The 25945-nt window shown below is 36.7% G+C and carries 24 protein-coding genes and 1 tRNA gene; 15 read left to right on the top strand and 10 right to left on the bottom strand.

Annotated features, from left to right (window positions below; all coding sequences use genetic code 11):
• Positions 1-39 precede the first annotated feature (39 nt).
• Positions 40-2334, bottom strand: coding sequence for a catalase/peroxidase HPI (gene katG, locus KRODI_RS01490; protein WP_013749798.1), 2295 nt, complete (start codon positions 2332-2334; stop codon positions 40-42).
• 555 nt (positions 2335-2889) lie between these two features.
• On the opposite strand from katG, the gene KRODI_RS01485 reads away from it, so the two are divergent.
• Together KRODI_RS01485 and KRODI_RS01480 are read left to right on the top strand one after the other, a co-directional pair.
• Complete coding sequence (locus KRODI_RS01485) at positions 2890-3510, top strand: MarC family protein (protein WP_013749797.1); 621 nt, start codon at positions 2890-2892, stop codon at positions 3508-3510.
• A 95-nt stretch (positions 3511-3605) separates the two neighbouring features.
• Entirely contained in the window at positions 3606-4469 is an 864-nt protein-coding gene (locus tag KRODI_RS01480) for an alpha/beta fold hydrolase (RefSeq protein WP_013749796.1), read from the top strand.
• A 49-nt stretch (positions 4470-4518) separates the two neighbouring features.
• On the opposite strand, the gene KRODI_RS01475 is transcribed toward KRODI_RS01480, so the two are convergent.
• The 3 genes from KRODI_RS01475 to KRODI_RS01465 all read right to left on the bottom strand — a co-directional run bounded on the left by KRODI_RS01475 (position 4519) and on the right by KRODI_RS01465 (position 6543).
• Positions 4519-5397, bottom strand: a complete 879-nt coding sequence (locus tag KRODI_RS01475) for an SdiA-regulated domain-containing protein (protein ID WP_013749795.1) — start codon at positions 5395-5397, stop codon at positions 4519-4521.
• Positions 5398-5460: 63 nt separating this feature from the next.
• The gene (locus KRODI_RS01470; protein WP_013749794.1) at positions 5461-6189 is read right to left on the bottom strand and encodes a phosphatase PAP2 family protein; all 729 of its coding nucleotides are present in this window, start codon (positions 6187-6189) and stop codon (positions 5461-5463) included.
• Between the two features lie 280 nt (positions 6190-6469).
• Positions 6470-6543 (bottom strand) — tRNA-Met (locus tag KRODI_RS01465).
• Positions 6544-6727: 184 nt separating this feature from the next.
• Here KRODI_RS01465 and KRODI_RS01460 point away from each other — a divergent pair.
• Together KRODI_RS01460 and KRODI_RS01455 are read left to right on the top strand one after the other, a co-directional pair.
• Positions 6728-7114, top strand: coding sequence for an START-like domain-containing protein (locus KRODI_RS01460; RefSeq protein WP_013749793.1), 387 nt, complete (start codon positions 6728-6730; stop codon positions 7112-7114).
• Between the two features lie 51 nt (positions 7115-7165).
• On the top strand, positions 7166-8011 hold the full coding sequence (locus tag KRODI_RS01455) for an aminotransferase class IV (protein WP_013749792.1): 846 nt from the start codon (positions 7166-7168) through the stop codon (positions 8009-8011).
• Here KRODI_RS01455 and KRODI_RS01450 read toward each other — a convergent pair.
• On the bottom strand, positions 8008-8568 hold the full coding sequence (locus tag KRODI_RS01450) for a YqgE/AlgH family protein (protein WP_013749791.1): 561 nt from the start codon (positions 8566-8568) through the stop codon (positions 8008-8010). The genes KRODI_RS01455 and KRODI_RS01450 overlap by 4 nt on opposite strands.
• A 284-nt stretch (positions 8569-8852) precedes the next feature.
• Between KRODI_RS01450 and KRODI_RS01445 the strand changes: the two genes are divergently transcribed.
• The 6 genes from KRODI_RS01445 (at position 8853) to KRODI_RS01420 (ending at position 14801) form a co-directional block, all read left to right on the top strand.
• Positions 8853-9887 (top strand): o-succinylbenzoate synthase, encoded by a 1035-nt coding sequence (locus KRODI_RS01445; protein ID WP_013749790.1) that lies wholly within the window; start codon positions 8853-8855, stop codon positions 9885-9887.
• A gap of 3 nt (positions 9888-9890) precedes the next feature.
• Entirely contained in the window at positions 9891-10829 is a 939-nt protein-coding gene (locus tag KRODI_RS01440) for a CPBP family intramembrane glutamic endopeptidase (RefSeq protein ID WP_013749789.1), read from the top strand.
• 71 nt (positions 10830-10900) lie between these two features.
• Complete coding sequence (locus KRODI_RS01435) at positions 10901-11995, top strand: AMP-binding protein (protein WP_013749788.1); 1095 nt, start codon at positions 10901-10903, stop codon at positions 11993-11995.
• Between the two features lie 138 nt (positions 11996-12133).
• The gene (locus KRODI_RS01430) at positions 12134-12835 is read left to right on the top strand and encodes a hypothetical protein (protein WP_041295588.1); all 702 of its coding nucleotides are present in this window, start codon (positions 12134-12136) and stop codon (positions 12833-12835) included.
• Between the two features lie 73 nt (positions 12836-12908).
• Positions 12909-13397, top strand: a complete 489-nt coding sequence (locus KRODI_RS01425) for a hypothetical protein (protein WP_013749787.1) — start codon at positions 12909-12911, stop codon at positions 13395-13397.
• Between the two features lie 93 nt (positions 13398-13490).
• A complete protein-coding gene (locus tag KRODI_RS01420) occupies positions 13491-14801 on the top strand; it encodes a M24 family metallopeptidase (RefSeq protein ID WP_041295764.1) in 1311 nt (436 codons plus the stop codon).
• A gap of 37 nt (positions 14802-14838) precedes the next feature.
• Here KRODI_RS01420 and xerD read toward each other — a convergent pair whose 3' ends face one another.
• A complete protein-coding gene (xerD, locus tag KRODI_RS01415; RefSeq protein ID WP_013749785.1) occupies positions 14839-15741 on the bottom strand; it encodes a site-specific tyrosine recombinase XerD in 903 nt (300 codons plus the stop codon).
• A gap of 116 nt (positions 15742-15857) precedes the next feature.
• Between xerD and KRODI_RS01410 the strand changes: the two genes are divergently transcribed.
• Both KRODI_RS01410 and aroQ read left to right on the top strand, forming a co-directional pair.
• The gene (locus KRODI_RS01410) at positions 15858-16466 is read left to right on the top strand and encodes a porin family protein (RefSeq protein WP_013749784.1); all 609 of its coding nucleotides are present in this window, start codon (positions 15858-15860) and stop codon (positions 16464-16466) included.
• A gap of 110 nt (positions 16467-16576) precedes the next feature.
• Complete coding sequence (aroQ, locus tag KRODI_RS01405) at positions 16577-16999, top strand: type II 3-dehydroquinate dehydratase (protein WP_013749783.1); 423 nt, start codon at positions 16577-16579, stop codon at positions 16997-16999.
• A gap of 29 nt (positions 17000-17028) precedes the next feature.
• On the opposite strand, the gene KRODI_RS01400 is transcribed toward aroQ, so the two are convergent.
• From KRODI_RS01400 to msrB (KRODI_RS01385), 4 genes are all read right to left on the bottom strand, one after another.
• Positions 17029-18321, bottom strand: coding sequence for an ectonucleotide pyrophosphatase/phosphodiesterase (locus tag KRODI_RS01400; RefSeq protein WP_148235979.1), 1293 nt, complete (start codon positions 18319-18321; stop codon positions 17029-17031).
• A gap of 110 nt (positions 18322-18431) precedes the next feature.
• On the bottom strand, positions 18432-19808 hold the full coding sequence (gene lpdA / locus KRODI_RS01395) for a dihydrolipoyl dehydrogenase (protein ID WP_013749781.1): 1377 nt from the start codon (positions 19806-19808) through the stop codon (positions 18432-18434).
• Positions 19809-19939: 131 nt separating this feature from the next.
• Complete coding sequence (msrB, locus tag KRODI_RS01390) at positions 19940-20329, bottom strand: peptide-methionine (R)-S-oxide reductase MsrB (protein WP_013749780.1); 390 nt, start codon at positions 20327-20329, stop codon at positions 19940-19942.
• 1 nt (position 20330) lies between these two features.
• Positions 20331-20810, bottom strand: coding sequence for a peptide-methionine (R)-S-oxide reductase MsrB (gene msrB / locus KRODI_RS01385; RefSeq protein WP_013749779.1), 480 nt, complete (start codon positions 20808-20810; stop codon positions 20331-20333).
• A gap of 298 nt (positions 20811-21108) precedes the next feature.
• On the opposite strand from msrB (KRODI_RS01385), the gene KRODI_RS01380 reads away from it, so the two are divergent.
• The 3 genes from KRODI_RS01380 to glgB are packed head-to-tail and all read left to right on the top strand — an operon-like array spanning position 21109 to position 25746.
• Positions 21109-22536, top strand: a complete 1428-nt coding sequence (locus tag KRODI_RS01380) for a glycogen synthase (RefSeq protein WP_013749778.1) — start codon at positions 21109-21111, stop codon at positions 22534-22536.
• A gap of 25 nt (positions 22537-22561) precedes the next feature.
• Entirely contained in the window at positions 22562-23833 is a 1272-nt protein-coding gene (locus tag KRODI_RS01375) for a glucose-1-phosphate adenylyltransferase (protein WP_041295587.1), read from the top strand.
• A complete protein-coding gene (gene glgB / locus KRODI_RS01370; protein ID WP_013749776.1) occupies positions 23833-25746 on the top strand; it encodes a 1,4-alpha-glucan branching protein GlgB in 1914 nt (637 codons plus the stop codon). Before KRODI_RS01375 ends, glgB begins: the two co-directional genes overlap by 1 nt.
• Positions 25747-25945: the final 199 nt, after the last annotated feature.

The raw sequence follows: 25945 nt of genomic DNA, 5'->3' as shown, positions 1-25945 counted from the left end.
TTGTTTGAAGTTGGGCTTAATAATTAATCTAACTATTTATTATTCATCCTTAACATCATATCTGTCTAGCATCATAACTTTATCCCAAGCAGCGACAAAATCTTTCAAGAATCGCTCGTTACCATCATTGGCGGCATATACTTCTGAGATGTTCCTTAACTGAGAATTTGAGCCAAATATCAAATCACAACGGGTTGCTGTATATTTTATATCTCCTGTAGATCTCTCTCGAACATTGAATAATTGTGCATCATTAGTTTGAGGCTCCCACGCATAATCCATACTCGTTAATACTTTAAAGAAATCATTAGTTAAATGTCCTGGATTTTCGGTAAATAAACCGTGCTTAGAATAATCAAAATTTTGATCTAACACTCGAAGTCCTCCCACAAGAACTGTCCATTCTGGAGCATTGAGCGTTAAAAGCTGAGCGCGGTCTAAAAATATACGTTCAGAAGGAACATGATAACCTACCTTATTGTTATGATAGTTTTTAAAGCCATCTGATACTGGTTTAAGCCAATCAAAACTTTCTATATCTGTAAGTTCTGGAGTAGTGTCATTTCTACCGGGAGTAAAAGGAACTGATATAGTACTCCCCGCATCTTTAGCAGCCTTTTCTATTCCTACACAACCTCCTAAAACAATTAGGTCAGCAAGAGATACCTTTCTTGGGGTATCCATTACATTAAATGTTTCTTTGATTTCCTCTAGAGCTTTAATGACATTATTTAATTCACCAGGTCTATTAAATAACCAACTTCTTTGCGGTTCTAAAGCTATGCGAGCACCGTTTGCTCCACCTCTTTTATCAGAATGTCTATACACTGATGCAGCAGACCAAGCAGCGTTTACTAAAGCAGTAACAGAGATATCGCTTTCTAAAATTTTTGTTTTGAGAAAGGCAATATCAAATTCATTGATAGTATGTTTAATCAGTTTAGGGATTGGGTCTTGCCATAATAATTCCTTTTCAGGAACCTCAGGTCCCAAATATCTATCTGTAGGACCCATATCACGGTGAGTAAGCTTATACCAAGCCTTTGAAAATGCCTGAGTAAAGTACTCAAAATCATCCATGAATTTTTTACATACTTCCCTGTAAGCAGGGTCTACCTTTAATGCTATGTCAGAAGTCATCATCATTAAATCGTTCATTTTTCCCTCTATATGTGCATCAGGAGTTTTTGGAGCGTTAGGGTCTATTGGAGTCCACTGTCCTGCTCCTGCGGGGCTTTTGATTTGTTTCCATTCATACTTAAATAGATTTACTAAGTAAGTGTTGTCCCATTCTGTAGGGTTAGGAGTCCAGGATCCTTCAATTCCATTAGTCATTGTATCTGCACCATTACCACTTCCTACTGGATTATGCCACCCGAAACCTTGAGCCTCAATAGGTGCCTTTTCTGGAGCTGCCCCTATTTTTTCTGGATCAACCATTCCGTGACTTTTTCCAAAAGCATGTCCTCCAGCAATAAGTGCCACGGTTTCTTCATCATCCATCGCCATACGCTTAAATGATTCTCTAATATTTCTAGCAGAGTCCATTGCGTCCATATTTCCTCCAGGACCTTCAGGGTTGACATATATTAAAGACTGGTGTGTCGCAGCCAAGGGGTTTTCTAAATCATGATATTCTTCCTTTACATCTCCTTTCCAACGCAAATTATTGTTTACCATTTCTTCTGGATGGCCTACATGATTACCTGTAGTTTGTGATTCATCATATGCCTTACCATTCCAAAATTCTGGTCCCCAGTACGTACTGCGGTCTGGTTCCCAAGCATCACGTCTTCCACCTGCAAAACCATAGGTAGGGAAGTTCATTATTTCTAGCGCACAATTACCTGTAAGCATAATAAGGTCAGCCCATGAAAGTGACGCGCCGTATTTCTTTTTTATAGGCCATACAAGCCTTCTTGCTTTATCTGTATTACCATTGTCCCACCATGAGTTAATAGGTGCAAATCTCTGCATCGCTTGTGCACCACCTCCACGACCATCTGCTATACGGTAAGTACCAGCCGAATGCCAAGCCATACGTATCATTTGAGGACCATAGTTATTGTAATCTGCTGGCCACCATTCTTGATGAGTGACAAGCATTTCTTTAATATCTTTTTTTAATTCTTGAAAGTCAATTTTATTAAAAGCTTCCTTATAGGATTGATCACTTAGGGGATTTGCAACAGGCTGCTCTTGATGAAGCAATTCTACTTGTAATCTATTAGGCCACCAATCATCAATTTGAGGGGAAGTGCCAAATGCACCACCAATACGTGTCCCACGAAAAGGGCATTTTTCTAAGTTTTCTGGATTGTCAAAATCTTTCATAGTATTATTTTTAGTCTAAGGAAATTAATGATTGGAGTCTAAATTCAACAATAATTGTAATTAATTACCGCAATTCATAAAACTAAGTAAGTTTGGTTTTTCAAATCATACCGTCAAGTTAAAATAGTTTTAAAGTGATCATAATTTCTCACAATTATTTAAAAATTTAATAACGAAGATGACAATAGTTAGTGTTTTGTTAAATAATTAAGAAATTACTTTCATTAGGAAAATCATATTATATCAGCGGAACTACAAGATAAATAATAAGCAATTTGTGTTGTCAATTTTATAGACGCGATGCCTTTTAAGATTCTAATCAGTATTACAGTTGTAAGGTATAAGTTGTACTCTTAACTATTTTCAGAATTGTAAATAAGACTATGTTAATTACTATTTACCCTATGAATTTTCACAAAAATTGTATTTCTCATATATAGATAAAAACGAATATTGATTTTAGTTTAAAAACATACTATATATTTACAGGCTATTAAAACATAGTGTTTTGTGCAGCGCTAACATAAAATAACAGTCAAATCAATCTGGCGATTTATGGATAACCTAATTACGTTTGCAATTACCGTATTTACGGGCTTTTTTGCTATAACAAATCCAATTTCAAATATGACCATCTTTTTGTCCCTCACAGAGGGAGCAGATAAAAAGACAAAGCAAAATATCAATAAAAGAGCAAACATTGTTGCTTTTGTTATTGTGGCTGGTTTTGTGTTATTAGGCAAATTCATTTTCGAGTTATTCCAAATAACAATACCGGCTTTTAAGATATTTGGTGGGATTTTAGTATTTCTTATCGGTTTTGATATGTTGCAGTCTAAGAAGGTAAACGTAAAGCACTTAAAAGAGGTAGATGTAGATGAGAATATAGCAATCTCACCTTTAGCTATCCCAATTATTGCAGGTCCGGGTACAATTGTAACTGCAATGAATTCAGTATCAGATGCAACTTACATGGAGATAGGGGTTGTGATTTTGATTTTTGCTGTTATGTGCATGTTGATGTACATGACATTTAGTGCCAGCAATCTTATTGTTAGGGTTTTGGGTAATAATGTAATCTCTGTAATAGGTAAGATTATGGGGTTGATAATAGGGATTATTGGCACAGGAATGATCATAGAAGGAGTAAAAATCTCTTTTGATTTGATGCCATAAACTGTTAGCTGCATTAATTGTACAGATAATGATATAAGTGCAATTAATAGCTGTACTGCTTAACTTTTGTCATACATACGATTTCTATAGAAAATATGAAAAAGATCTTTCTATATGTTCCTCTATTTCTGTTATTTATAGTAACCTTTTGTTCTTGTAGTGTATTACAATGGCGTAAGTCTGATCAAGAGATTCATGAAAAGTTTACTGCCTTAAAAGTTGAAAGTAAAATCTCATATTTTCAAGTTGATAGTCTTGATTTAAAAGTTCGTATCCAGGAGGTTACTACCGCAGATAGCGATGTAAATCTTGTTTTTTTTCATGGAGCACCTAGTTCTATCGCTGCCTGGGAGGGCTATATCTCAAATAATGTTCTCATTAAAAATGCAAATATTTATGCAATAGACAGGCCTGGCTACGGCTACTCTAATTTTGGTAAAGAACTCCCGTCTATTGAACGTCAGGCCCAATTAATGGCCACTATTCTTAAAGAAAAAGGAATAAAAAATATTATAGCTGTAGGCTCATCTTACGGAGGGCCTATTGCAGCAAGAATAGGAGTTTTAAATCCAGAAGTAAAAGCTGTTGTTATGATCTCTCCAGCGATTGATCCTTCTATAGAAAAAGACTTTTGGGTAGCTCGTTTTACACAGTGGAAAATAACGCGATGGATTGTGCCCACAGCTTATCGCGTAGCAGGAGATGAAAAGAAAATACACGCAGCCGAACTAGATTTTATAAAAGCTGACTGGAAAAATCTAAAAGTACCAGTGATTCACATTCATGGCGATAACGATGATATTGTTCCCTATGAAAATGTAAACTTTAGCAAAGAAAATTTTCAGAATGTTGAGATCATCACAGTATCAGGCAAAGGCCATGAGATTTCTTATAGAAATACAGAATTAATTATACCTAAGTTGATAAAGCTCATTAATGAGTTAAAAATGATAAAATAGCCTAGAGAATGTTAAGTAATACGCTAATGCAGGTGCCAATCTGCGTTTCTTAATTAAAGACAACTTCTACAATCGTAGCTTCGTCCTTTCTAGCTTCATTAGAAATAAAAAGCCTTCCGTCAGGACTAAAAGTAATTCCCTCTGGCTGAGCAAAGTCGTCTTTATCGAGTTGGTATACTTTTTTAACGGTACCGTCGCTATCTAGTATTGCCAGCTTTGGTTTTTTACCTTCAAGCACATAGTAGTCACCCGTCACTGGATGTATTGCCACATCAGAAGGACTAAAAGTGCGATACGCTTTTTTCTTTTTAAAATCCTCAAAAGCTTTGTCATTCATATTTATACGAATGACTGGTTTTACAGGCATTATTTTAGAGTTTAAAGGGATATAATATAGACCTTTAAAATCCTCATTACTATCACGATCTTTTGGGGTTATAACTAAACTATTTTTTTTTGTGTCTAGAGTGAGGGTTTCTATATTGTTGCGACCGCTAAATGCTGTTTGAAAGTTAGTAACAGTTGGATTGCTTTCGCGAAAGCGTAATACCTCATAAATTAGTCCATCACTGCGCATCACGTAGGCATCCTTACCATTAACTGTGATACCTTCATAATCTCCATGACCAGCAAAGGCTACTTCTTGAATGACTTTTTCTTTTTTAAGATCATAAATGAAAATGGTGCCATCCTCATCTTCTACGCAAGCTAGTCTGTTGTCAGAAATCCATGAGATGCCACTTACCTCATTTAAAATTTTGGGCATTTTCCAAGTGTTTACAATCGTATAATCTTTTTTAGATTTTTTTTTAATTGTTATTTTGTCTTTTTCATCGCTCTGACCATTGTAGCTATTTGCACAACTTACAGTGACAATGATTGCGAGAGTGACAATAAATAGGTGAGGTATATATTTTCTATAGTTCATTAGATTTCTTTTTTAATATACGGTGAGTTTTTTTTTGCTTTCGCGAAAGCGTAAAATATAACATTAGGTTGCTGGGTCTCGTTTAAAAATTTGAATTAAATCAAAAACAATCACACAAAACACTACCCAAACAAAGCCTGCAATAAATCCACCTGCGACATCTGAGGGGTAATGAACGCCTAAATAAATACGACTAACGCCGATACTTAGTATCAAAATCAAGCACAGAGTGATAAATAGAATTTTATAAAATTTCTTAATTGGGAATTTACTTACTAAGAATAACAGTGTCCCGTAAAAAGCCATTGCCATCATCGCGTGCCCGCTAGGGTAACTAAGCGTTTCTACTGTTACAAGATGTTCGGCATCTGGTCGCGCTCTATTAATGATTTGTTTCAAAATAAGATTAGAACTCAAAGCAAGCACCATCACAAATGCAAGTTGAGCAACATATCGCCATTTTTTAAATGTAAAATAGAATATAATCGTGCATAATATAAATGTGATAACATAACCTAGAGCATCACCCAGATCTGTTACAAAAATAAAATAGTTTGTGAGATAAGGCGTCCTAAAACTGGCAACGTAGTTTGAAATTGCCGTATCAGACGCAGCTAGATAGGTACTTTTTAAAGTTTCTGTAAGGGATATAAATAATTTTATACCACCTATAAAGAGTGCTAAGGCGATGATTGTGGTGATAATATAAGCCCATCTACCATCATATTTTTTAAATATCTTGACTAATAAACTTTTAATCCAATAAATAAGTGATGCTAGTTTTTGTTTCATGCTTTACAATTACCATTCACTACAAATTTAAGTATCAAATATTAGTAAAGTCTAAAGAAGATTATAATGTTAAGATCTAAATTTCTTTTAAACCTCCCGTCGATACATAGGATAGGGGCATAATTATAAATGATGTTGTGTTTTATATCCTAATTATTTTTAGAGCAGTCAACTTTATTGTTAAATAAGAGAGCGATAAAAATATGTGGGCTAAGACTTTTAAGTGAAATTTTGTATAATAAAAAAGGCTTTACATTTCTGTAAAGCCTTTATAATTATGTAGCGAGAGGGGGGCACGATCCCCCGACCTCCGAGTTATGAATCCGACGCTCTAACCAGCTGAGCTACCTCGCCATAATTTAAAATTGCTATTAATAATAAAAGCAATTTTGTGTGCTCGCATAAGCAATGTGCCTAAGCGGGTGCAAATATAAAATTTATTTGTGGTTGTGCAAACCTCTTTCTTAAATAAAATTAATTTAATTGCTTTGTTCTACTAATTACTTTCAATATATTGTCGTACTATTAATACCTTTCTATGAGCGATAAAATAAAATATGAGATTGAGTTTGTTGTAAGAGCTTCTCCTTCTTTATTATACCAATATATAGCTACTCCATCAGGAATGAGTGAGTGGTTTGCAGATAATGTAAATTTAAGAGGTGACCACTACACTTTTATTTGGGACGGAAGTGAGGAGAAAGCAAAACTCCTTACCAAAAAGAACGATGACCGCATAAAATTCCAATGGGCGGCAGATGAAGGAGAGGAATATTATTTTGAATTACGTCTCCAAGTAGATGAGATTACCAAGGATGTATCACTCATGGTAACAGACTTTGCAGAAGAAGATGAAGTAGATGAAGGTAAAATGTTCTGGGAAAATCAAATTTCAGAGTTGAAACAAGTAATAGGCTCATCATAACTAAAGCCTAATTAATATCTTTGCACCGCCTCCCTAAAAGGCGGTTTTTTTATGATCAATCACAACGGAACTTTATCCTCACCAGAGGATGCGCAACTTAATCCATTTAATAGAGGGCTACTTTATGGCGATGGACTTTTTGAAACAATTAAAGCAGTAAACGGTAAACTCCTTTTCTGGGAAGACCACTACTTTAGACTTATGGCTTCTATGCGCATTCTTCGCATGGAAATCCCAATGGAGTTCACGCCAGAGTTTCTTGAAGAAGAACTCTTGAAGACTTTGACAGCTTCTGGTCTAATTGATCAAACAGCTCGCATACGTATTACAGTGTATAGATCTGGTGGCGGCACGTATCTTCCAGAAGAGCGCGGTGTGGGTTATTACGCTTTCGCGAAAGCGCACCCTAATCCTTTTTATCTCCTAAGCGAAGAACCTTACGAGGTGGAGTTGTATAAAGACCATTATATAAATGCAGATTTAATATCTACCCTTAAAACGACTAATAAGATTGTGCACGTTACAGGAAGTATCTATGCTCAAGAGAATGGATATGATAATTGTCTACTAGTAAATAATGAGAAAAATATAGCCGAAGCATTGCAAGGGAATTTATTTCTAGTAAAAGGAAACTATATTAAGACACCACCACTTACTGATGGTTGCTTACGCGGTGTGATAAGGAAACAACTTATTAATATTATAGGACTAATGGATGAGTACACTTTTGAAGAGGCATCTATATCACCATTTGAATTGCAAAAAGCAGATGAGCTTTTTATTACAAACACCATTATGGGAATACAGCCTATAACAAAGTATAGAAAAAAGGAGTTTAAAATTGATGCTGCTTCAGCTTTGTTAAAAAAACTTAATGTAAAAGTAAGATTAGGTTAGTTATATTGAGGGTTTTCTGGAGCATTAGACCATAAGGCATAATCACCGCCTATTTCTATAATTTTATCTCTCCACAGTGCTGTGTGGTTATCTTTGAGTAGTGCATCTTGTTGGTCATTTTCAAGAATGACCCAGCTGTTTTGCACGATCTCTTGGTCAAGCTGGTTGCTTTCCCATCCACTATATCCTAGAAAAAATTTAATTTTTTCACAGCAGATTTCTTCGTTCATAATTAGTTCTAGGGCTCTCTCAAAATTCCCTCCCCAATAAATACCTGAGGCTATTTCTAGGCTATCTTCTATAAGATCAGGAACGGTGTGTATAAAATAGAGATTCTCTTGCTCTACAGGTCCTCCATTGTAAATAGGCATCTCACAATCCTCTATGCCTTCTATTAAGTCTGATAGTTTGACATCCAGCGGTTTATTGAGAATAAACCCTACAGAGCCTTTATCATTATGATCTGCAAGAAGAATTACAGACCTTGTAAATGATGTATCACCTAGTATAGATGGTTCGGCAACTAATAAATGTCCCTTTGTAGGATATGCAATCATAATAGTGACGTTTATATAGATAAATCTAGCTATTTTTTAGATTACAAAAAATTTATTTCTAATATATTTAACTAGTAAAAATCTTATGTAACTATTTGTAATTTAATTAATTATAAATTAAAACGCTTTTTTAGTATTTAAAAAACATAGATATAAGGTAATAAATAGGGGATGAACCGCTTACTTCTTGAAGAAAATATATGTAATAAATCATATTGAGAATTCATTTCTGTAGATGTTTTATGCACATGATTAAGTACTTTTACTAGACCAATAAGATCGTATTGAAAGCACATTATAAAAAGCACATATTAGAGTTCAAGAGCCCCAGCGGTACTTCACGAGGTGTCTTACGTACAAAAGAGACGTGGTATATTATCATTGATGATAATGGGAAGATGGGTGTAGGAGAATGTGGAATCCTTAGAGGCCTTAGTTATGATGATGTGCCAGATTATGAGCAGAAGCTGGAATGGGCATGTAGTAATATAACTAAAGGACCTCAAGCTCTTTGGGAACAACTAATAGCCTATCCAAGTATACAAGCGGGTATTGAGATGGCGTTTTTATCACTTAAATCTAATCATCCCTATGTTTTATTTCCATCTACCTTTACGGAAGGAACCTCTGCTATAGAAATCAATGGCTTGATATGGATGGGAGATGAAGATTTTATGAGAGCGCAGGTAGCAGAAAAGCTTGAGCAAGGTTTTGATTGTATAAAAATGAAGATAGGAGCCATTGACTTTAAAGACGAAATGGCGATTCTTTCCTCTATAAGAAAGAGTTACAATAATGAGCAGCTTACCTTGCGGGTAGATGCAAATGGTGGTTTTGCTTTCGCGAAAGCAAAAGAAGTCCTATTCCAACTAGCCGAGCTAGATATTCACTCTATAGAACAACCCATTGCTACAAAACAGTGGGAGGCAATGGCATCATTATGTGCGAGTACACCTACACCAATAGCGCTAGATGAAGAACTTATAGGAGTGACAGATCTCCCTTCAAAACGCAAGCTGCTTGAAACTATAAAACCACAATATATTATTTTAAAGCCTAGCTTTATTGGAGGTTTTAAAGGAAGTCAAGAGTGGATTGACGTAGCAGATTCATTAGGGATCGCATGGTGGATTACCTCTGCATTAGAAAGTAATATTGGTCTTAATGCTATCGCACAATGGACCCATGAATTAGGAGCAAAAGGGCCTCAAGGACTAGGTACGGGGAGCCTTTTTACAAATAATATATCTTCACCACTAGAAGTAGTGAATGGAACTTTAAGAACGGATAATAATAAGCACTGGAATTTTAAATTATAACATATGTATATTGAGCAGGCGTATAAGAGTTTACATGAGGGTTGGAGATATATAATAGGTTTCTTGATTATATTTATTTTAGGCTGGCAAATCTTAGGAGCAATTCCATTAATGGTAGGCTCGTGGATGAGAGCTGGTGATATAAATACTTTTCTAGAAGCAGGAGAAGAGAATTTTTTTCCGCTTTTTGAAGGGGAAAGTAATTTTTACTTAGTACTTGCACTTTGCACCTTTTTAGGGGGGTTACTTGGACTCGTTGTTGTTGTTAAGTATCTACATAAGCAGCGATTTACAAAGCTAGTAACTGCTAGAAAAAAAATAGATTGGTCTCGTTTTTTCTTTGCTTTTGCTATTTGGGGTGCGTTTTCTATAGTATCCACACTTGTAGCATACTATTTTGCTCCAGAAGATCTTGTGTGGAATTTTAATCTTATGCCTTTTCTTGGGCTTCTAGCCATCACATTAATACTACTACCCTTACAAACTTCTTTTGAGGAATTTCTTTTTAGAGGATATTTAATGCAGGGGATAGGAGTTGCTGCTGGTAATAAGCTCGTGCCTCTTATTATTACTTCACTTATTTTTGGACTCATGCACGCGCTTAATCCTGAAATAGAAAAGCTTGGATACAGCATACTATCGGTCTACATAGGTTTAGGTTTCTTTCTCGGGATTATAACGCTTATGGATGATGGAATGGAGCTTGCTCTAGGCTTTCATGCGGCAAATAATATGTTAATTGCACTGCTCGTAACTTCAGATTGGAGTGCATTACAAACTAATTCTATCTTTCGTGATGTTGCAGAGCCTTCGGCTATAGGGCAGATTGTTCCTATATTTATTATACTACCTATTCTCATGTATATTTTTGCTAGAAAATATAAATGGTCTAACTGGAAAGAGAAACTCACAGGAAGTGTAAAGCCTCTTGCTGGCGCTTAAATAGTTGAGCAGACTTACATTTTACATTTGCTTAATATTAATCTTACAAGGAACCCGTATATTTAAATGATATGACGGAGCTTGCTGAAAAATATACGCGCTTACACCCTAAATTTAAACTTAATGGTGCTTCATTTACCATTGCTTCATTAAAGGAGCAAGCGCATACCTTTATTAAAGAAGGAGAACCTTATGAGGAATCTGTAGGTGAGTTTATTATAGAGTGGCTAGATGCTAAGAAGTATGTGACGGTACATACCTCTGGATCTACGGGAACACCTAAGCTTATTAAGATAAACAAGGAACATATGATCAATAGTGCAAAAGCAACTGCAAAGCACTTTGATGTATTTGAAAAAACAACGGCATTGCTTTGTCTTCCTGCGCATTATATTGCTGGAAAAATGATGCTTGTAAGAGCCATGACATTGGGATGGCGTATTGATATGGCGCAGCCAAAATCAAACCCGCTGGATGCTGTTTATAGAACGTATGACTTTTGTGCGATGACGCCTTTTCAGCTTGATAATTCGTTATCGCGATTACACTTACTTTCAAAGCTTATTGTAGGAGGAGGAGCGATATCACCAGCACTGTCATTAAGACTACAAGGACTTAAAACCAAGGTTTATGAAACCTATGGAATGACAGAAACTGTAACTCACATTGCAGCAAGAAGAGTCAATCCAAAAAAAAATAAAGAAGGAATCATCCCTTTTAAAGTACTTGACAAAGTTACAGTCGAAATCGATAATAGGGATTGTCTTGTAATAAAAGCTCCTAAGGTGAGCACGGATCCCGTGATTACAAATGATCTTGTAGAGCTCATAACGTATAAGAAGTTCATCTGGCTAGGTCGTATTGATAATGTAATTAATAGCGGTGGAGTAAAATTGTTTCCAGAACAGATAGAGGCAAAGTTGGCGCCATTTATCCATGTTCCATATTTTGTAGCCGGAGTTCCAGATGAACTGCTTGGCGAGCAATTAACGTTATTTGTAGAGCAAGAAGAACCTCTTTTTATAAAGGAGCATATTACAGATATATCGGCTTTTGGGTCTTTTGAACTACCTAAACTTGCGGTTTCATTAACCTCCTTTCAGCGTACGGCTACAGGTAAAATACAGAGAGGGCAAACCTTAAAAGAGTATTTAAACAATTTATAGAGTTGAAGTTACGCTTTCGCGAAAGCGTAATAATCATCTTATATTACTTCACTCATTGGTACTAGGCTTTTGCTCATTCTAACTGGAAATGAGATCATATAGGCTATAGGTTTACAATTCATTTAAAATGTATGACCTATGAAAAGTATCTTCACACTAGTCCTATTATTTATTGCATTCCAACTACCTAGTCAAAATGAAATTGAGACCAAATCTGTAGTAATTAGAGCAGAACATCTCATCACCTATGCTGCCGAAAACTTCCCAAGCGAAGATGCCCAGCAACTCTATATCTTGGTAGAGACGGGAAAAGCAGGAATCTCTCCCGAAGATAAGTTTTACATAGAGCAAGGAATAAAGCTGCTCGTTAAAAGGCTTGATGATAATGATATGATAGCGATAGGAACCTATGGAGCGATAAGTGCAAATATTCTTCCATTTACAGAAGTAAGCAAAGCGGCAGTATTGCTAGAGTCTGTAGAGAGTTTGTTTAAGGGTGAGTTTATGGCGATGACTTCCTCGGGAATTTCTATAGCGTATGATATGATGGAGGCACATTATGATGAGAAAAAATTGAGTAGTGTGATCATGATACGAGGTGCCGGTATTGATGTTATTGAAGATGCTCAAGAGTTAATGGCCAGCGCCAACGATATTAAAAGTCGAGCTAGTAGCACGTCATTATACCAAGGAATAGGAGTTTCTAGTCGGGATAAAAGAAGACAAGAAAGAGAACGGCGTAAACAATCAAGAGCTACAGATCATAAAAATTTAGGCGGAGCGATTGCTTTAACTGCACTCACTTTATTGCCAGAAATACTTGATGTAATTAAGGATTAAAGATTTGGGCATCATTATTGAATATGAGTATTCACGAAATAATTATGCATATTTGCAAAAATAGATAGATAAGATGATGAGATATTTTTTAGTGGTAGTGATGTTGTTGTGTCTAGTGAGTGTTGAAGCTCAAGGATTTGGAGGTCAAAATGGGACTGACTTTAGTGGTAGAGGCAGGCGCTTAGTTCCTTCCACACCAGGAGTAGCAGCATCTTATAATGAGAAACCAGACCCTAATGTGTTAAGTTTAGAGCGATCAAGCGTATACCAGGAAATGTTTGAACTAGACGTTTTTGGTAAAGAGGTGCTTAGAAGTTATTTAAAAGATTACTATACTGTATTATTGGCAATCCAAGATGATAAGGACATGGTTATTGATGATAAGCGCAAAAAAGCGGAATTAGAAAAAAAGAAATTTGAATCTCAATTAAGAGATATTCTCACCGAGGAACAAGTGGTGAAGATCATAGCAGAGGAAGAGTCAGGACGAACTGATAAGAAAGTAGAAAAAGAAAAGAAAAAGGAACGCAAGAAAAAGCGTAGAAATAAAGGTGACAGGTAAAATAGTCTTACATCAATTTATAATTAAGAAAAGAGTGTTCAGATGAATACTCTTTTTTTGTTTTTAGTATTTTTAAGGACTAGCAACTTAACTATGAAAACATTACTATTACTTTTACTACTTCCGTTTGCATGCATTAATGGTCAAATCTTAACAGAACGCGATAGAGCGGACGTAATTGATGAGGTCTTAGCAGATAGATTTGATAATTTACTACCTACATTAATGGACCGCACAGATATTGATATGTGGGTTGTGATTTCTAGAGAATATAATGAAGATCCTGTTATAAAAACAATGCTTCCTTCTACGTGGCTTAATGCGAGAAGGAGAACTATTTTAGTTTTTTACAGAAATAAAGAAAAGAATACTATTGAAAAGCTAGCAGTAGCTAGATATAACGTAGGGAAGAATATCATCTCTGCTTGGGATAAAGAAAAACAACCAGATCAATGGGCACGTCTTCTAGAGATTATAGAAGAGCGCAACCCTTCAAAAATTGGACTTAATTATTCTGATGATTTTGGACTTGCAGACGGAATTGTAAAGACAGATTATGAGGCTTTTATATCAAAACTATCACCTACTCAGCAATCAAAAGTAGTCTCTGCACAGAATCTTGCAGTGGGATGGTTAGAAACACGCACGGCGCTTGAAATGAAATATTTTGAACAGCTAGTAGATGTGACGCATGATATTATTAAGGATGCCTTCAGCTATAAAGTGATTGTTCCAGGAGTTACAACTACAGATGATGTGGTGTGGTATTTACGCCAGCGAGTTACAGATATGGGATTAGAAACATGGTTTCACCCTACGGTTGATATTCAACGATCTGAAGAAAAGCTAGAGAGTCATATTGTTTCATTTTCTAATAGACCAGAAGGAAAAGTAATCCAGAAGGGTGACTTGTTGCACTGTGATTTTGGAATTACTTATCTACGTCTTAATACAGATTGCCAGCAGCACGCATATGTTTTAAAGGATGACGAGAAGGAACTGCCAGCGTTCTTGAGTAAAGCATTTGCAGACGGTAACCGCGTGCAAGATGTACTTGCTTCAAATTTTAAGACAGGTAGAACTGGAAATGAGATTCTATTAAAATCATTAAAGGAGACTAGAGCAGAAGGTCTTGTGCCTTCTATCTATACGCATCCACTTGGACTATACGGTCATGCCGCTGGGCCAACGATTGGAATGTGGGACTCTCAAGGTGGTGTGCCAGGTACAGGAGACTACAAGCTTTATGAGAACACAGCATACGCTATTGAACTCAATACTACCGTAACCATTCCAGAGTGGAATAAGGACATTAGAATTATGCTTGAGGAAGCAGGATTTTGGGGTGAAGATGGCTTTAGATATGTTTCAGGAAGGCAAGAAGAAATACTTATTGTGAAGTAATTATAAGTCCGCTTTCGCGAAAAATTGAAAGAAAACCCTAGTAGTTCTTTCTAGGGTGATATTGCTCCATCACTCGAGCGAGGTCACTGCGATCTACATGCATATAGATTTCGGTAGTTGTAATGCTCTCGTGACCTAGCATTTGCTGAATACTTCTCAAATCGGCGCCATTTTGTAAAAGGTGTGTAGCAAAGCTGTGACGAAATGTATGCGGACTAATACTTTTCTTAATTCCAGCTTTTACTGCGAGATCTTTTATGATTGTAAAAATCATGGCACGTGTGAGCTGGCGACCTCTTCTATTTAAAAATAAAATATCTACATACTCTGGTTTGACGTCTGTATGTGTTCGTATTTCATTACGGTATATGTTGATGTACTTTTGAGTATGCTCACTTATAGGGACAAAGCGCTGTTTGTCACCCTTTCCTATCACGTTTATAAATCCTTCTTCAAAATATAAGTCAGAAAGTTTTAGGCTTATTAATTCTGTTACTCGAAGTCCGCAAGAATAGAGTGTTTCTAGCATAGCGCGATTGCGTTCTCCCTGAGGATTAGAGAGGTCTATGGCAGTGATAAGGGCGTCTATTTCCTCTTCAGCTAATGTGTCTGGAAGTTTACGACCTAATCTAGGAGATTCTATAAGATCTAATGGATTATCTTTTCTATAATCTTCAAATATCAGATAATTGAAAAAGCCTTTAAGCCCAGAGATAATACGAGCCTGTGATCTGGCTTGTACTTCTTTGGCTATGGTGTATATAAAGTCTTGAATATCATCCTTAGTTATAGTAATAGGATCTGGCGCACTATCTAATTGCTCTAGATGGCGGGTTAGTTTTTTTAAGTCTCGAGCATAGTTGTCTATAGTGTTCTCAGAGAGACCACGTTCTATGCGTAAGTAACTTTTATAATTTGATATGCCTGTTTCCCATTTCACGAAAGTGAAAATACAATTATTAAAGGATTCTCAATTAACAAGAGTTTAGAAAGTGCCTAACATGCATTTAACACGATGATGGATAGCTTTGGACATCATTTAAAACAAACACAAACATGAAAAAAATAGTAGTAGTAGCAATCGCAGCCTTATTTGGAACTGTAGCCGTTCAAGCACAAGATGAGGTGTCATTTGGAGCAAAAGGAGGAGTTAATTTTGCAACTGTAGGAGGAGACGATTTTGATGATCCAGATGCAAGAACAAGCTTCCATTTTGGAGGATTTGTAGAAGTGCCTATCACAGAGAAATTCTCAATACAACCAGAGGTTTATTATTCGGGTCAGGGGTACGATATCCAGAGTGTTGATAACGGAGATGATATTGAGTTTCAGCTAGATTACATTAATGTGCCAGTACTTGCAAAGTATTACTTTGTAGATGGGTTTTATGGAGAAGTGGGACCACAAATAGGATTTAATGTAAATAGTGAGATTGATTCTAATCCTGATGGTGATTCTGGAGATATCAATTTTAATAACGATGCTATAAACACGATAGACTTTGCTGTTGTCGGTGGACTAGGATATAAACTTAACAATGGTTTATATTTTAACGCACGTTATAACTTAGGACTTTCAGACGTTTTTAGTAGTGAGGACTTAGGAGGTTTCGACCTTGATGCTCGTAATAGAGTATTTATGTTAGGAGCTGGATTTGCATTTTAATAGTTAAATAATAAGAATTGTAAAAAGCGCCTTATAATAGGCGCTTTTTTTACGCCCTGTAAATCTGTATTTTTACGCACTCGCGAAAGCGCACTCAACAACTATAATCTATGAAATTACTTATAATAAATGGCCCTAATTTGAATATGTTAGGTAAGCGTGAACCAGAAATTTATGGAACCGAAACTTTCGAGGATTACTTCACTCAACTTCAGTTTGCTTATAAGGACACTGAGCTTAGCTATTTTCAAAGTAATATAGAAGGAGAGCTCATTTCAAAATTACACGAAGCAAATGACACATTTGACGGAGTGATTTTAAACGGAGCAGCTTATTCCCATACCTCTATAGGATTAGGAGACGCTGTAGCAGCTATAAGTACTCCAGTTATAGAAGTGCATATTTCAAATACATTTGCGAGAGAAGAGTTTAGACATCATTCATACCTTTCTAAATATGTTAAGGGTGTAATAGTAGGCTTTGGTCTTAATAGTTATAATCTTGCTATTGAGAATTTCTTGATGAAGGATTGAAAGAGATTTTAATCCTCTTCATTCAGGGGTTATTCTTGTAGCATACCTTTTAAGTAAGATAATTTACCATCTACATTAGTCGGCACAGGAAGCCCTAGAATTTCACATATCATAGGGTAAACGTGAATGTTTTTTACAGAAGGTAAACTACTTCCCACATTAATAGCAGGGCCTTTTGCATAAAGAATGCCGTGCATATCTTTTAAAGCGGGAGTATACCCATGTACACCAAATACTTCCTGATTTCCAGCCTTTCTTCTTTCGATACTCTTATTTGAGCTAAAGTAATATCCATCATCAGGGATTACTTGTATGGGTCCCCAGTTCTTATTTTTTGGGACATTTTCAAAATGTGGTGTGTCTTTGGTTTTGTAAACTGTGAAATTACTTTCTAATTGCTTTAATTGGTTGAAAATGTTATCAGTTTCCTCATTATTATGAGGGTGTACATTGAGAATGACACCATTGTCAATCATGTTGTAAAGAACATCATTTACTAATGTATCTGTGGTAATAAGTTTTTCAATAGATTGCTCTGCCATACCATGGTCTGATACAATGACAATATTTACAGGTAAACCTGTGCTGTCAACGCGATCAAATAAATCTCCTAGCGTGCTATCTAACTTTAATAGCGCTTCTTTAATTTTCTCTTTATTGTTAGGGCCGTAACGATGTCCAGTATCATCCATATCAGAAAAATATAGAGTAATGAGATGTGGTCTTGTCTCTTCGGTCATTTCTAGCCATTTTATAGCTTGATCTACGCGTTCTTGATTGGTTACTTTTCCATCGTAATTATAATAGTAAGTAGGATGTACACCTTGAATATCTGCTTCTGTGCCAACAAAAAAGTAACTAGCTGTTACCATCCCTGTACTATTTGCGTTTACCCATAATGGAGTTCCTTTATAAAAAGACCCATCTACCACGGTCTCTCGATTACCTATGCTGTACGTTTTTTTCTTATCATAATCATAGTATGAGTTTGCAAGCAGCCCGTGGTTATCAGGATACATTCCTGTTGCGATCGTGTAATGATTAGGGAATGTTTTAGTGGGAAAAGATGGTATTAGGGAAGCGGCTTGAGATCCTTCTTCTATAAATGAACTTAGATAAGGAGGGTTATAAGTATTTACATAATCATGTCTAAAACCATCTAGTGATATTAATATAACATATGGTTTCTCTATAGACTCTGCAGTGTTTACTGTGGTAAGTGGTGCGAAACGATTCGTATTTGAAGCAGGCCCGCACGACACTAATATGAAGGAAATTACAAAGAGATATAATAATTTAAAGAGATTAAGATGTTTCATCATACAGCTGTTAATTACCAATAGTAAAGCTAACTATTTTGAGAGGTTATAAAATAGAAAATCCTGCCAAAGGCAGGATTTTCTAAAAACTTTATATGTATAAAGTGTAGCTCTTATAAGTGAATTACTTCTCCATAAGCATCTGCCACTGCTTCCATTACAGCCTCACTCATTGTAGGGTGTGGGTGAATGGTTTTTAATACTTCGTGACCTGTAGTTTCAAGTTTACGTCCTAATACAGCTTCTGCGATCATATCTGTAACTCCTGCACCTATCATGTGACATCCTAGCCACTCTCCATATTTTGCATCAAAGATTACTTTTACAAAACCATCTTTTGCTCCAGAAGCACTTGCTTTACCAGATGCAGAAAAAGGGAATTTACCCACTTTTAATTCATATCCAGCCTCTTTTGCTTGCTTTTCTGTCATTCCTACAGATGCGATCTCTGGAGTTGCATAGGTACATCCAGGAATGTTGCCGTAGTCTATTTTTTCTACGTTCATACCCGCAATTTTCTCTACACAAGTAATTCCTTCTGCAGATGCTACGTGAGCAAGAGCAGGACCAGGAGTTACATCTCCTATTGCATAATAACCAGGCATGTTAGTTTGGTAAAAATCGTTAACGATAATTTTGTCTTTATCTGTTACGATACCTACATCCTCAAGGCCTATGTTTTCAATATTAGTTTTGATTCCTACTGCACTTAGTACGATATCTGCCTCAAGGATTTCCTCTCCTTTTTTAGTCTTTACCGTAGCTTTTACACCAGTTTTTGTTTTTTCTACCTTTTCTACAGAAGAGTTTGTCATCACTTTAATTCCAGCCTTCTTCATAGAACGCTCAAATTGCTTTGATACATCTTCATCCTCTACAGGAACAACGTTTGGTAAGTACTCTACAATAGTTACATCTGTACCCATTGTGTTATAAAAACTAGCAAACTCAACACCTATTGCTCCAGACCCTACTACAATCATAGATTTAGGTTGCTTCTCAAGTGTCATCGCTTTACGGTATCCTATTACTGTCTCACCGTCTTGCTTAAGATTAGGTAGCTCACGTGAGCGAGCTCCCGTTGCAATAATAATATGGTTTGCGCTATATTCTTTACCGTCTACGTCAACCTTTTTACCAGGCTTGATTTTTCCGTAGCCATTTATGACGTCTATTTTATTTTTCTTCATTAAGAATTGAACACCTTTGCTCATTCCTTCAGCAACACCACGGCTACGCTTTACAACTGCAGTAAAGTCTTTTTCTACTCCTGTTGCTTTAAGACCATAGTCTTCTGCGTGATTTAAGTATTCAAATACTTGAGCACTTTTAAGAAGGGCTTTTGTAGGGATACAACCCCAGTTCAAACACACACCTCCTAGGCTTTCTTTTTCAATAACCGCAGTTTTTAAGCCTAACTGGCTTGCGCGTATTGCTGTTACATATCCGCCTGGACCACTTCCTAAAACGATTACATCATATTTGCTCATATCTAGATTTTTTTAAGTCTAATTATTGTAGTTCAAAAATACGGATTATCCCGTCATATATAAAACACAAAAACCGAAGTGTTTGCTTCGGTTTTTATTGGTGTTTTTACGCTTTCGCGAAAGCGTGATTCTTATTTTTCAAAGTCTATACTGAGCGAGTTTACACAGTATCGTTGTCCGCTTGCAGTAGGGCCGTCATCAAAGACGTGTCCCAAGTGGGAACCACAATTAGAACAAAGAATTTCTGTTCTTATCATCCCTAGCGTTTTGTCACGTACATATTCCACAGTTCCCGGTATGGACTCGTCAAAACTAGGCCATCCACAACCACTGTCAAATTTTGACGCGCTTTCAAAAAGCTTTTGATCACAAGCGCCGCAATGGTAAGCGCCTTCTTCATTGTGTAGATTATAGGTTCCAGTAAATGGACGTTCTGTTCCTTTTTCTCTAAGTATGCGATAACGATCTGGGCCTAGCTCTTCGAGCCACTCAGCCTCCGTTTTTTCTATTGGGTAGCTCATATTATTTTGAATCTGGCACAAATACAAGTGCGTCTCCGTTAATACAATGTCTCTTTCCAGTAGTTTTTTTAGGGCCGTCGTTAAAAACGTGTCCTAGATGTCCACCACAAGTAGCACAGTGCTCTTCGGTTCTAGTATAACCAAGTTTACGATCAGTACTATAGGCTATATTGCCTTCTATACCTTTATCAAAACTAGGCCATCCAGTACCACTGTCAAATTTATCTTTTGTTTTAAAAAGCGGCGTATCACAAGCAGCACAGTGAAAAGTTCCTGCTTCTTTTACATTATTGAGCGGGCTAGAATTAGGTCGCTCTGTACCTTCTAAACGCAGCACATAATATTGCTCTTCTGTGAGTTGAGCTTTCCACTCGGCATCTGTTTTTGTAATCTCAAAACTTTCTTTTTTGCTCTCTTGAGCAGACCCTTTGCAACTAGCAAAAATGCTCAATAAAGCAACTACTCCTATTATTCTTCTCATAACTATTTCCTTTTTTAGTAAAGTTAATTCATTACTGTAGACTTGGTCGTTAAAGCATTGTGAAAATGACATATCATACGCAATTATAAGTTTGCATTTATTGGGATAAAATAGACTTCTGTTCATCATGTATTGTTATGGTATTATTAAAAAATTATGATATCACTTGATTTTTTATCTTATAAATGTGAATAAATCATGCTTAGTTATTTATGATTTAACCTATATTTAATAGCTCATAAAGAGTCGTAATCTTAATAACCGTTACATTTAAGATATTATCTAATTACCTGAAACTATGAATATTCTTCATGTAAGTGCCGAGTGTTATCCTGTCGCAAAAGTGGGCGGGCTAGCAGATGTGGTAGGTGCTCTTCCTAAATATCAAAATCGCATAGGTCATACAGCGGCAGTTATTATGCCATATTATAAGACTAGCTGGGTGGAGCGTGCAACTGGTTCTATCGTGTTTTTTTATAACCTAGTAATAGAGGGTAAAACTTATTTTAGCGAAGTTATAGATGTAGATAGTGAGCTGGGTTTTCCATTGTTTGTAGTAAGAATTACAGAGCTCACAGATAGGAAAAACGTGTATGGATATGATGATGATCCTTTACGCTTTGTCGCTTTTCAGCGAGTAGTGATGCAATGGGTGCTCAGTTTAAAGAGAAAATTAGATATTATACATTGCCATGACCATCATACTGGATTTATACCCTTTATGATGCAGCATTGCCCAGAATTCGATAGCCTTATGAAAGTGCCTACGTTGCTTTCTATTCACAATGCACAGTATCAAGGTAATTTTTCTCATGATATGGTAGGGATGTTACCACGCTTTCGCGAAAGCGATCTAGGACTACTAGATTGGTATGGAGAAATAAACCCACTTGCTGCTGCTATTAAATGTGCATGGCGAGTGAATACCGTTTCTCCATCATATATGGTGGAATTACAAGAAAAAGCAAATGGATTAGAAGGCCTGCTTAGAGAAGAGAAATTAAAGTGCGTTGGAATTCTAAACGGTATTGATGCCGAAACATGGAATCCTGCCACCGACGATTATCTTATTAAAAATTATACAATAAGGACAAGAGCTAAAGGCCGTGAGGCTAATAAAAAGGCTATTTGTGATGAGTTTGGACTAGACGCCTCAAAACCACTCTTTGGGTTTATAGGTAGACTTGTTTGGGAGAAAGGAGCAGATTTACTACCAGAGATTATCGATACTGCTTTGAAACAGCATGATGTCAATATCATTTTATTAGGAAGCGGCTCGCCAGAAGTGGAGCGCCAACTAGAAGAACTTAAAACCACCTATAAAGGAAGATATAATGCTCATATAGGCTACGAAGAAAGAATGTCACACCAAGTATATGCTGGAGCAGATTTTCTTTTAATGCCTAGCAGGGTGGAGCCTTGCGGTTTAAATCAGTTGTATAGTTTGAGATACGGTTGTATGCCAATTGTACGCCGTACGGGAGGTTTAAAAGATACAGTAGTAGACATAGGTGATGGCGGTAATGGTATTTGTCATGATCAAACTTCTGTATGGGATGTTGTATACAGTATAGAACGTGCTTCTCTTTTTTATAAGGATAAGAAAGCCTTTAGTGCAAATCAAAAACAAATGATGGAGATAGACCACAGCTGGGAAAATGCAGCTGGAACTTACGCCTCATTATATGAAGAAATGATACCAAAAAAAGTAACTATCAAAAAATAAAAATTCCAAACTCTAAAAGCAATAAATAATGAATAAGGAAGTACTAGCGATTATATTAGGAGGAGGTCAAGGCTCAAGATTATACCCACTCACAGCACAGAGATCAAAACCCGCTGTTCCTATTGCAGGTAAATATCGTCTAGTAGATATTCCTATTTCAAATTGTTTGAATTCAAATATCAAAAGGATGTTCGTGTTAACTCAGTTTAACTCGGCTTCACTTAATAAGCATATTAAGCATACCTACCAATTTTCATATTTTTCTGATGCTTTTGTAGATATTCTTGCTGCAGAGCAAACCCCAGAAAATAAAGGCTGGTTTCAAGGCACTGCAGATGCTGTAAGACAGTGCTTACACCACTTTAAAGGTTATGAGTCTGATTATATTATGATACTCTCTGGAGATCAATTGTATCAGATGGATTTTAATGAAATGCTAGATGCTCACAAAGCTTCGGGAGCAGAGATAAGTATTGCATCACTGCCTGTAAATGCAAAAGATGCTACATCTTTTGGTATACTTAAAACAAAAGAGGATAATATGATAGACTCTTTTATAGAAAAACCAGCTGCCGAACTTCTTCCAGAATGGGAATCTGAGGTTTCACCAGCAATGAAGAGCGAGGGTAAACATTATCTCGCATCTATGGGGATTTATATTTTTAATAAAGACTTATTGATTAATCTGCTAGAGGGGACGGATACTATGGATTTTGGAAAAGAGATTATTCCGCAATCTATAGAAAATCACAAAGTACTTAGTTATGCCTATGAAGGGTATTGGACAGATATAGGGAATATCGATTCCTTTTTTGAGGCAAACATAGACTTGACGTCAGATATGCCTAAATTCAATTTGTTTAATAAAGGACAGACTATACTCACAAGACCACGTGTATTGCCACCTACAAAGATTTCAGGAACAACACTTGAAAAATCTATAGTAGCAGAAGGTAGTATCATACACGGTAGTCGTATTGCAAATTCTGTGATAGGAATACGATCACGTATAGGTAAAGGAACGGTTATTGAAAACTGCTATGTCATGGGTAGCAATCGCTTCTTAGATCTTGAAGAGATTAATGCGGCTCGTGACAAAGGAATCCCACACGTAGGTATAGGAGATCGCTGTTTTATAACCAACTGTATTATTGATAAAAATGCAAAAATAGGAGACGATGTTCGCATTACTGGAGGAAAACATCTAGACGATGTAGAAACAGATACTTATGTAGTGCGAGATGGCATCGTGGTTGTAAAGAATGGAGCTACTATAGTGTCAGGAACAACTATTTAATGGCAGAAGTAATAGCACATAGCTTATTTACAGCATTTGACATTGACCTTTTTAAGGGAGGGAAACACTATCGTCTTCATGATAAAATGGGTAGTCACCCCATAACTGTAGATGGTGTAGATGGAACTTATTTCTCCGTATGGGCACCTAGTGCAAAGCGAGTATCTGTTGTAGGTGATTTTAATTACTGGAATGAGGAAGAGCATATTCTTAACGTGCGATGGGATGGAAGCGGGATTTGGGAAGGTTTTATTCCTGAGATCGCTCATGGTGAAGTATACAAATACAAAATTCATTCCAATCACAACGACGTTGTCACAGAAAAGGCAGACCCTTACGCGAGACGAGCAGAGCACCCACCTCAAACCGCTTCTGTAGTTTATAAAACAAATCATAACTGGAAGGATGCTGCATGGATGAAAAAACGCCATAAGCACAACAGTCTTAATGCGCCGTACTCTGTGTATGAAATGCACCTTGCAAGCTGGAGAAGAAAGCAAGATGAAGGAAATCGTAGCCTTAGCTATACAGAACTAGCCAGCGAACTCGTGGCTTATGTGAAAGAATTAAACTTTACACATGTGGAGTTTATGCCAGTGATGGAGCATCCTTATGATCCCAGCTGGGGATATCAAATTACAGGATATTTTGCGCCTACCTCTCGATTTGGATATCCTGAAGAGTTAATGACTTTGATAGATGCGTTGCACCAAAATGATATTGGGGTAATTTTAGACTGGGTACCTTCTCATTTTCCAGAAGATGCGCATGGTCTTGGTAACTTTGATGGAACAGCCTGTTACGAGCACCCAGATAGAAAGAAAGGATGGCATCCCGACTGGAAGTCACTTATTTTCAATTACGAACGTAATGAAGTGAGAAGCTTCTTGATTAGTAATGCGCTCTTCTGGTTAGAGCAATATCATGTAGATGGCTTGAGAGTAGATGCGGTTGCTTCTATGCTATATCTCGATTATAGTAGAGAAGAAGGCGAGTGGGAGCCTAATGATCAAGGAGGAAGAGAAAACCTCGCCGTAATATCGTTTCTAAAAGAACTTAATGCAGAGGTGTATGCTAGTTTTCCAGACGTTCAAACCATTGCAGAGGAGTCTACTAATTTTCCAGCAGTGAGTAGGCCAGTATTTTCAGGAGGTCTAGGTTTTGGTCAAAAGTGGATGATGGGATGGATGCATGATACACTTGCTTATTTCAAGAGGGACACTATCTATAGAAATCATCACCACAATGAGATTAGCTTCTCAATGACCTATGGTTTTACAGAGAACTTTATGCTACCATTATCTCATGATGAGGTGGTCTATGGTAAAAAATCTATTATAGGTAGAATGCCTGGAGATGAGTGGCAACGCTTTGCAAATCTCAGGCTTTTGTATACGTATATGTATACGCATCCTGGTAGTAAGTTACTGTTTATGGGAAGCGAATTTGGTCAAGGTACAGAGTGGAATTTTCAAGAGCAGCTAGATTGGTACGTGCTTGAATATGATATTCACAAAGCAGCACTAAGTGCTTTCAAGGATATTAATGGCCTGTATACATTGACACCTGCTTTGTACGAGAAGCAGTTTGAACCAGAAGGTTTCGAATGGATTGCACACGATGATAATACAAATGCCATACTAAGTTACATTAGAAAGGGCAATGATGAGAATAGCGTAGTTGTGTGTGTGTTTAATATGACACCTACACCGCAGCCTCAATATCGCATAGGGTTACCTTTTAAAGGAAGCTTACGCGAAATACATAACAGCGACGCAAGTAAGTATGCTGGAACAGGTGATTATCATAACAAAAAACTCGATGTTACCGAAACCTATTGGAATGGGAAAGACCATTCGGCAGAGGTAAAAATAGGGCCCTTGGCGGGAGTGATTTTTGAGCTGAAAAAGTAGTTGGCATACTACATTTCAATTCGGGAAACTGATAGAATAATTAGGCTTATATAAATGCACACTTGCGGGACTCTATAACCCCGATTGCAATGAAAATCCCACAAGAGCAGACAAAGTCGCGATGAGGAATTGTAATGGAAAGCGGGATTAACATCTAGCAAAAAAGCCATGATTGTGCGTTCCAAACGCTCTAAAGGTG

The sequence above is a fragment of the Dokdonia sp. 4H-3-7-5 genome (assembly GCF_000212355.1).
Classification (GTDB): domain Bacteria; phylum Bacteroidota; class Bacteroidia; order Flavobacteriales; family Flavobacteriaceae; genus Dokdonia.
This window is presented reverse-complemented; position numbering and strand designations above follow the sequence as displayed.

What these genes read in the sequence shown, in the direction of transcription:
- katG (WP_013749798.1), bottom strand. Translation starts at nt 2,334, where the DNA reads ATGAAAGATTTTGACAATCCAGAAAACTTAGAAAAATGCCCTTTTCGT.
- KRODI_RS01485 (WP_013749797.1), top strand. Translation starts at nt 2,890, where the DNA reads ATGGATAACCTAATTACGTTTGCAATTACCGTATTTACGGGCTTTTTT.
- KRODI_RS01480 (WP_013749796.1), top strand. Translation starts at nt 3,606, where the DNA reads ATGAAAAAGATCTTTCTATATGTTCCTCTATTTCTGTTATTTATAGTA.
- KRODI_RS01475 (WP_013749795.1), bottom strand. Translation starts at nt 5,397, where the DNA reads ATGAACTATAGAAAATATATACCTCACCTATTTATTGTCACTCTCGCA.
- KRODI_RS01470 (WP_013749794.1), bottom strand. Translation starts at nt 6,189, where the DNA reads ATGAAACAAAAACTAGCATCACTTATTTATTGGATTAAAAGTTTATTA.
- KRODI_RS01460 (WP_013749793.1), top strand. Translation starts at nt 6,728, where the DNA reads ATGAGCGATAAAATAAAATATGAGATTGAGTTTGTTGTAAGAGCTTCT.
- KRODI_RS01455 (WP_013749792.1), top strand. Translation starts at nt 7,166, where the DNA reads ATGATCAATCACAACGGAACTTTATCCTCACCAGAGGATGCGCAACTT.
- KRODI_RS01450 (WP_013749791.1), bottom strand. Translation starts at nt 8,568, where the DNA reads ATGATTGCATATCCTACAAAGGGACATTTATTAGTTGCCGAACCATCT.
- KRODI_RS01440 (WP_013749789.1), top strand. Translation starts at nt 9,891, where the DNA reads ATGTATATTGAGCAGGCGTATAAGAGTTTACATGAGGGTTGGAGATAT.
- KRODI_RS01435 (WP_013749788.1), top strand. Translation starts at nt 10,901, where the DNA reads ATGACGGAGCTTGCTGAAAAATATACGCGCTTACACCCTAAATTTAAA.
- KRODI_RS01430 (WP_041295588.1), top strand. Translation starts at nt 12,134, where the DNA reads ATGAAAAGTATCTTCACACTAGTCCTATTATTTATTGCATTCCAACTA.
- KRODI_RS01425 (WP_013749787.1), top strand. Translation starts at nt 12,909, where the DNA reads ATGATGAGATATTTTTTAGTGGTAGTGATGTTGTTGTGTCTAGTGAGT.
- KRODI_RS01420 (WP_041295764.1), top strand. Translation starts at nt 13,491, where the DNA reads ATGAAAACATTACTATTACTTTTACTACTTCCGTTTGCATGCATTAAT.
- KRODI_RS01410 (WP_013749784.1), top strand. Translation starts at nt 15,858, where the DNA reads ATGAAAAAAATAGTAGTAGTAGCAATCGCAGCCTTATTTGGAACTGTA.
- aroQ (WP_013749783.1), top strand. Translation starts at nt 16,577, where the DNA reads ATGAAATTACTTATAATAAATGGCCCTAATTTGAATATGTTAGGTAAG.
- KRODI_RS01400 (WP_148235979.1), bottom strand. Translation starts at nt 18,321, where the DNA reads ATGATGAAACATCTTAATCTCTTTAAATTATTATATCTCTTTGTAATT.
- lpdA (WP_013749781.1), bottom strand. Translation starts at nt 19,808, where the DNA reads ATGAGCAAATATGATGTAATCGTTTTAGGAAGTGGTCCAGGCGGATAT.
- msrB (WP_013749780.1), bottom strand. Translation starts at nt 20,329, where the DNA reads ATGAGCTACCCAATAGAAAAAACGGAGGCTGAGTGGCTCGAAGAGCTA.
- msrB (WP_013749779.1), bottom strand. Translation starts at nt 20,810, where the DNA reads ATGAGAAGAATAATAGGAGTAGTTGCTTTATTGAGCATTTTTGCTAGT.
- KRODI_RS01380 (WP_013749778.1), top strand. Translation starts at nt 21,109, where the DNA reads ATGAATATTCTTCATGTAAGTGCCGAGTGTTATCCTGTCGCAAAAGTG.
- glgB (WP_013749776.1), top strand. Translation starts at nt 23,833, where the DNA reads ATGGCAGAAGTAATAGCACATAGCTTATTTACAGCATTTGACATTGAC.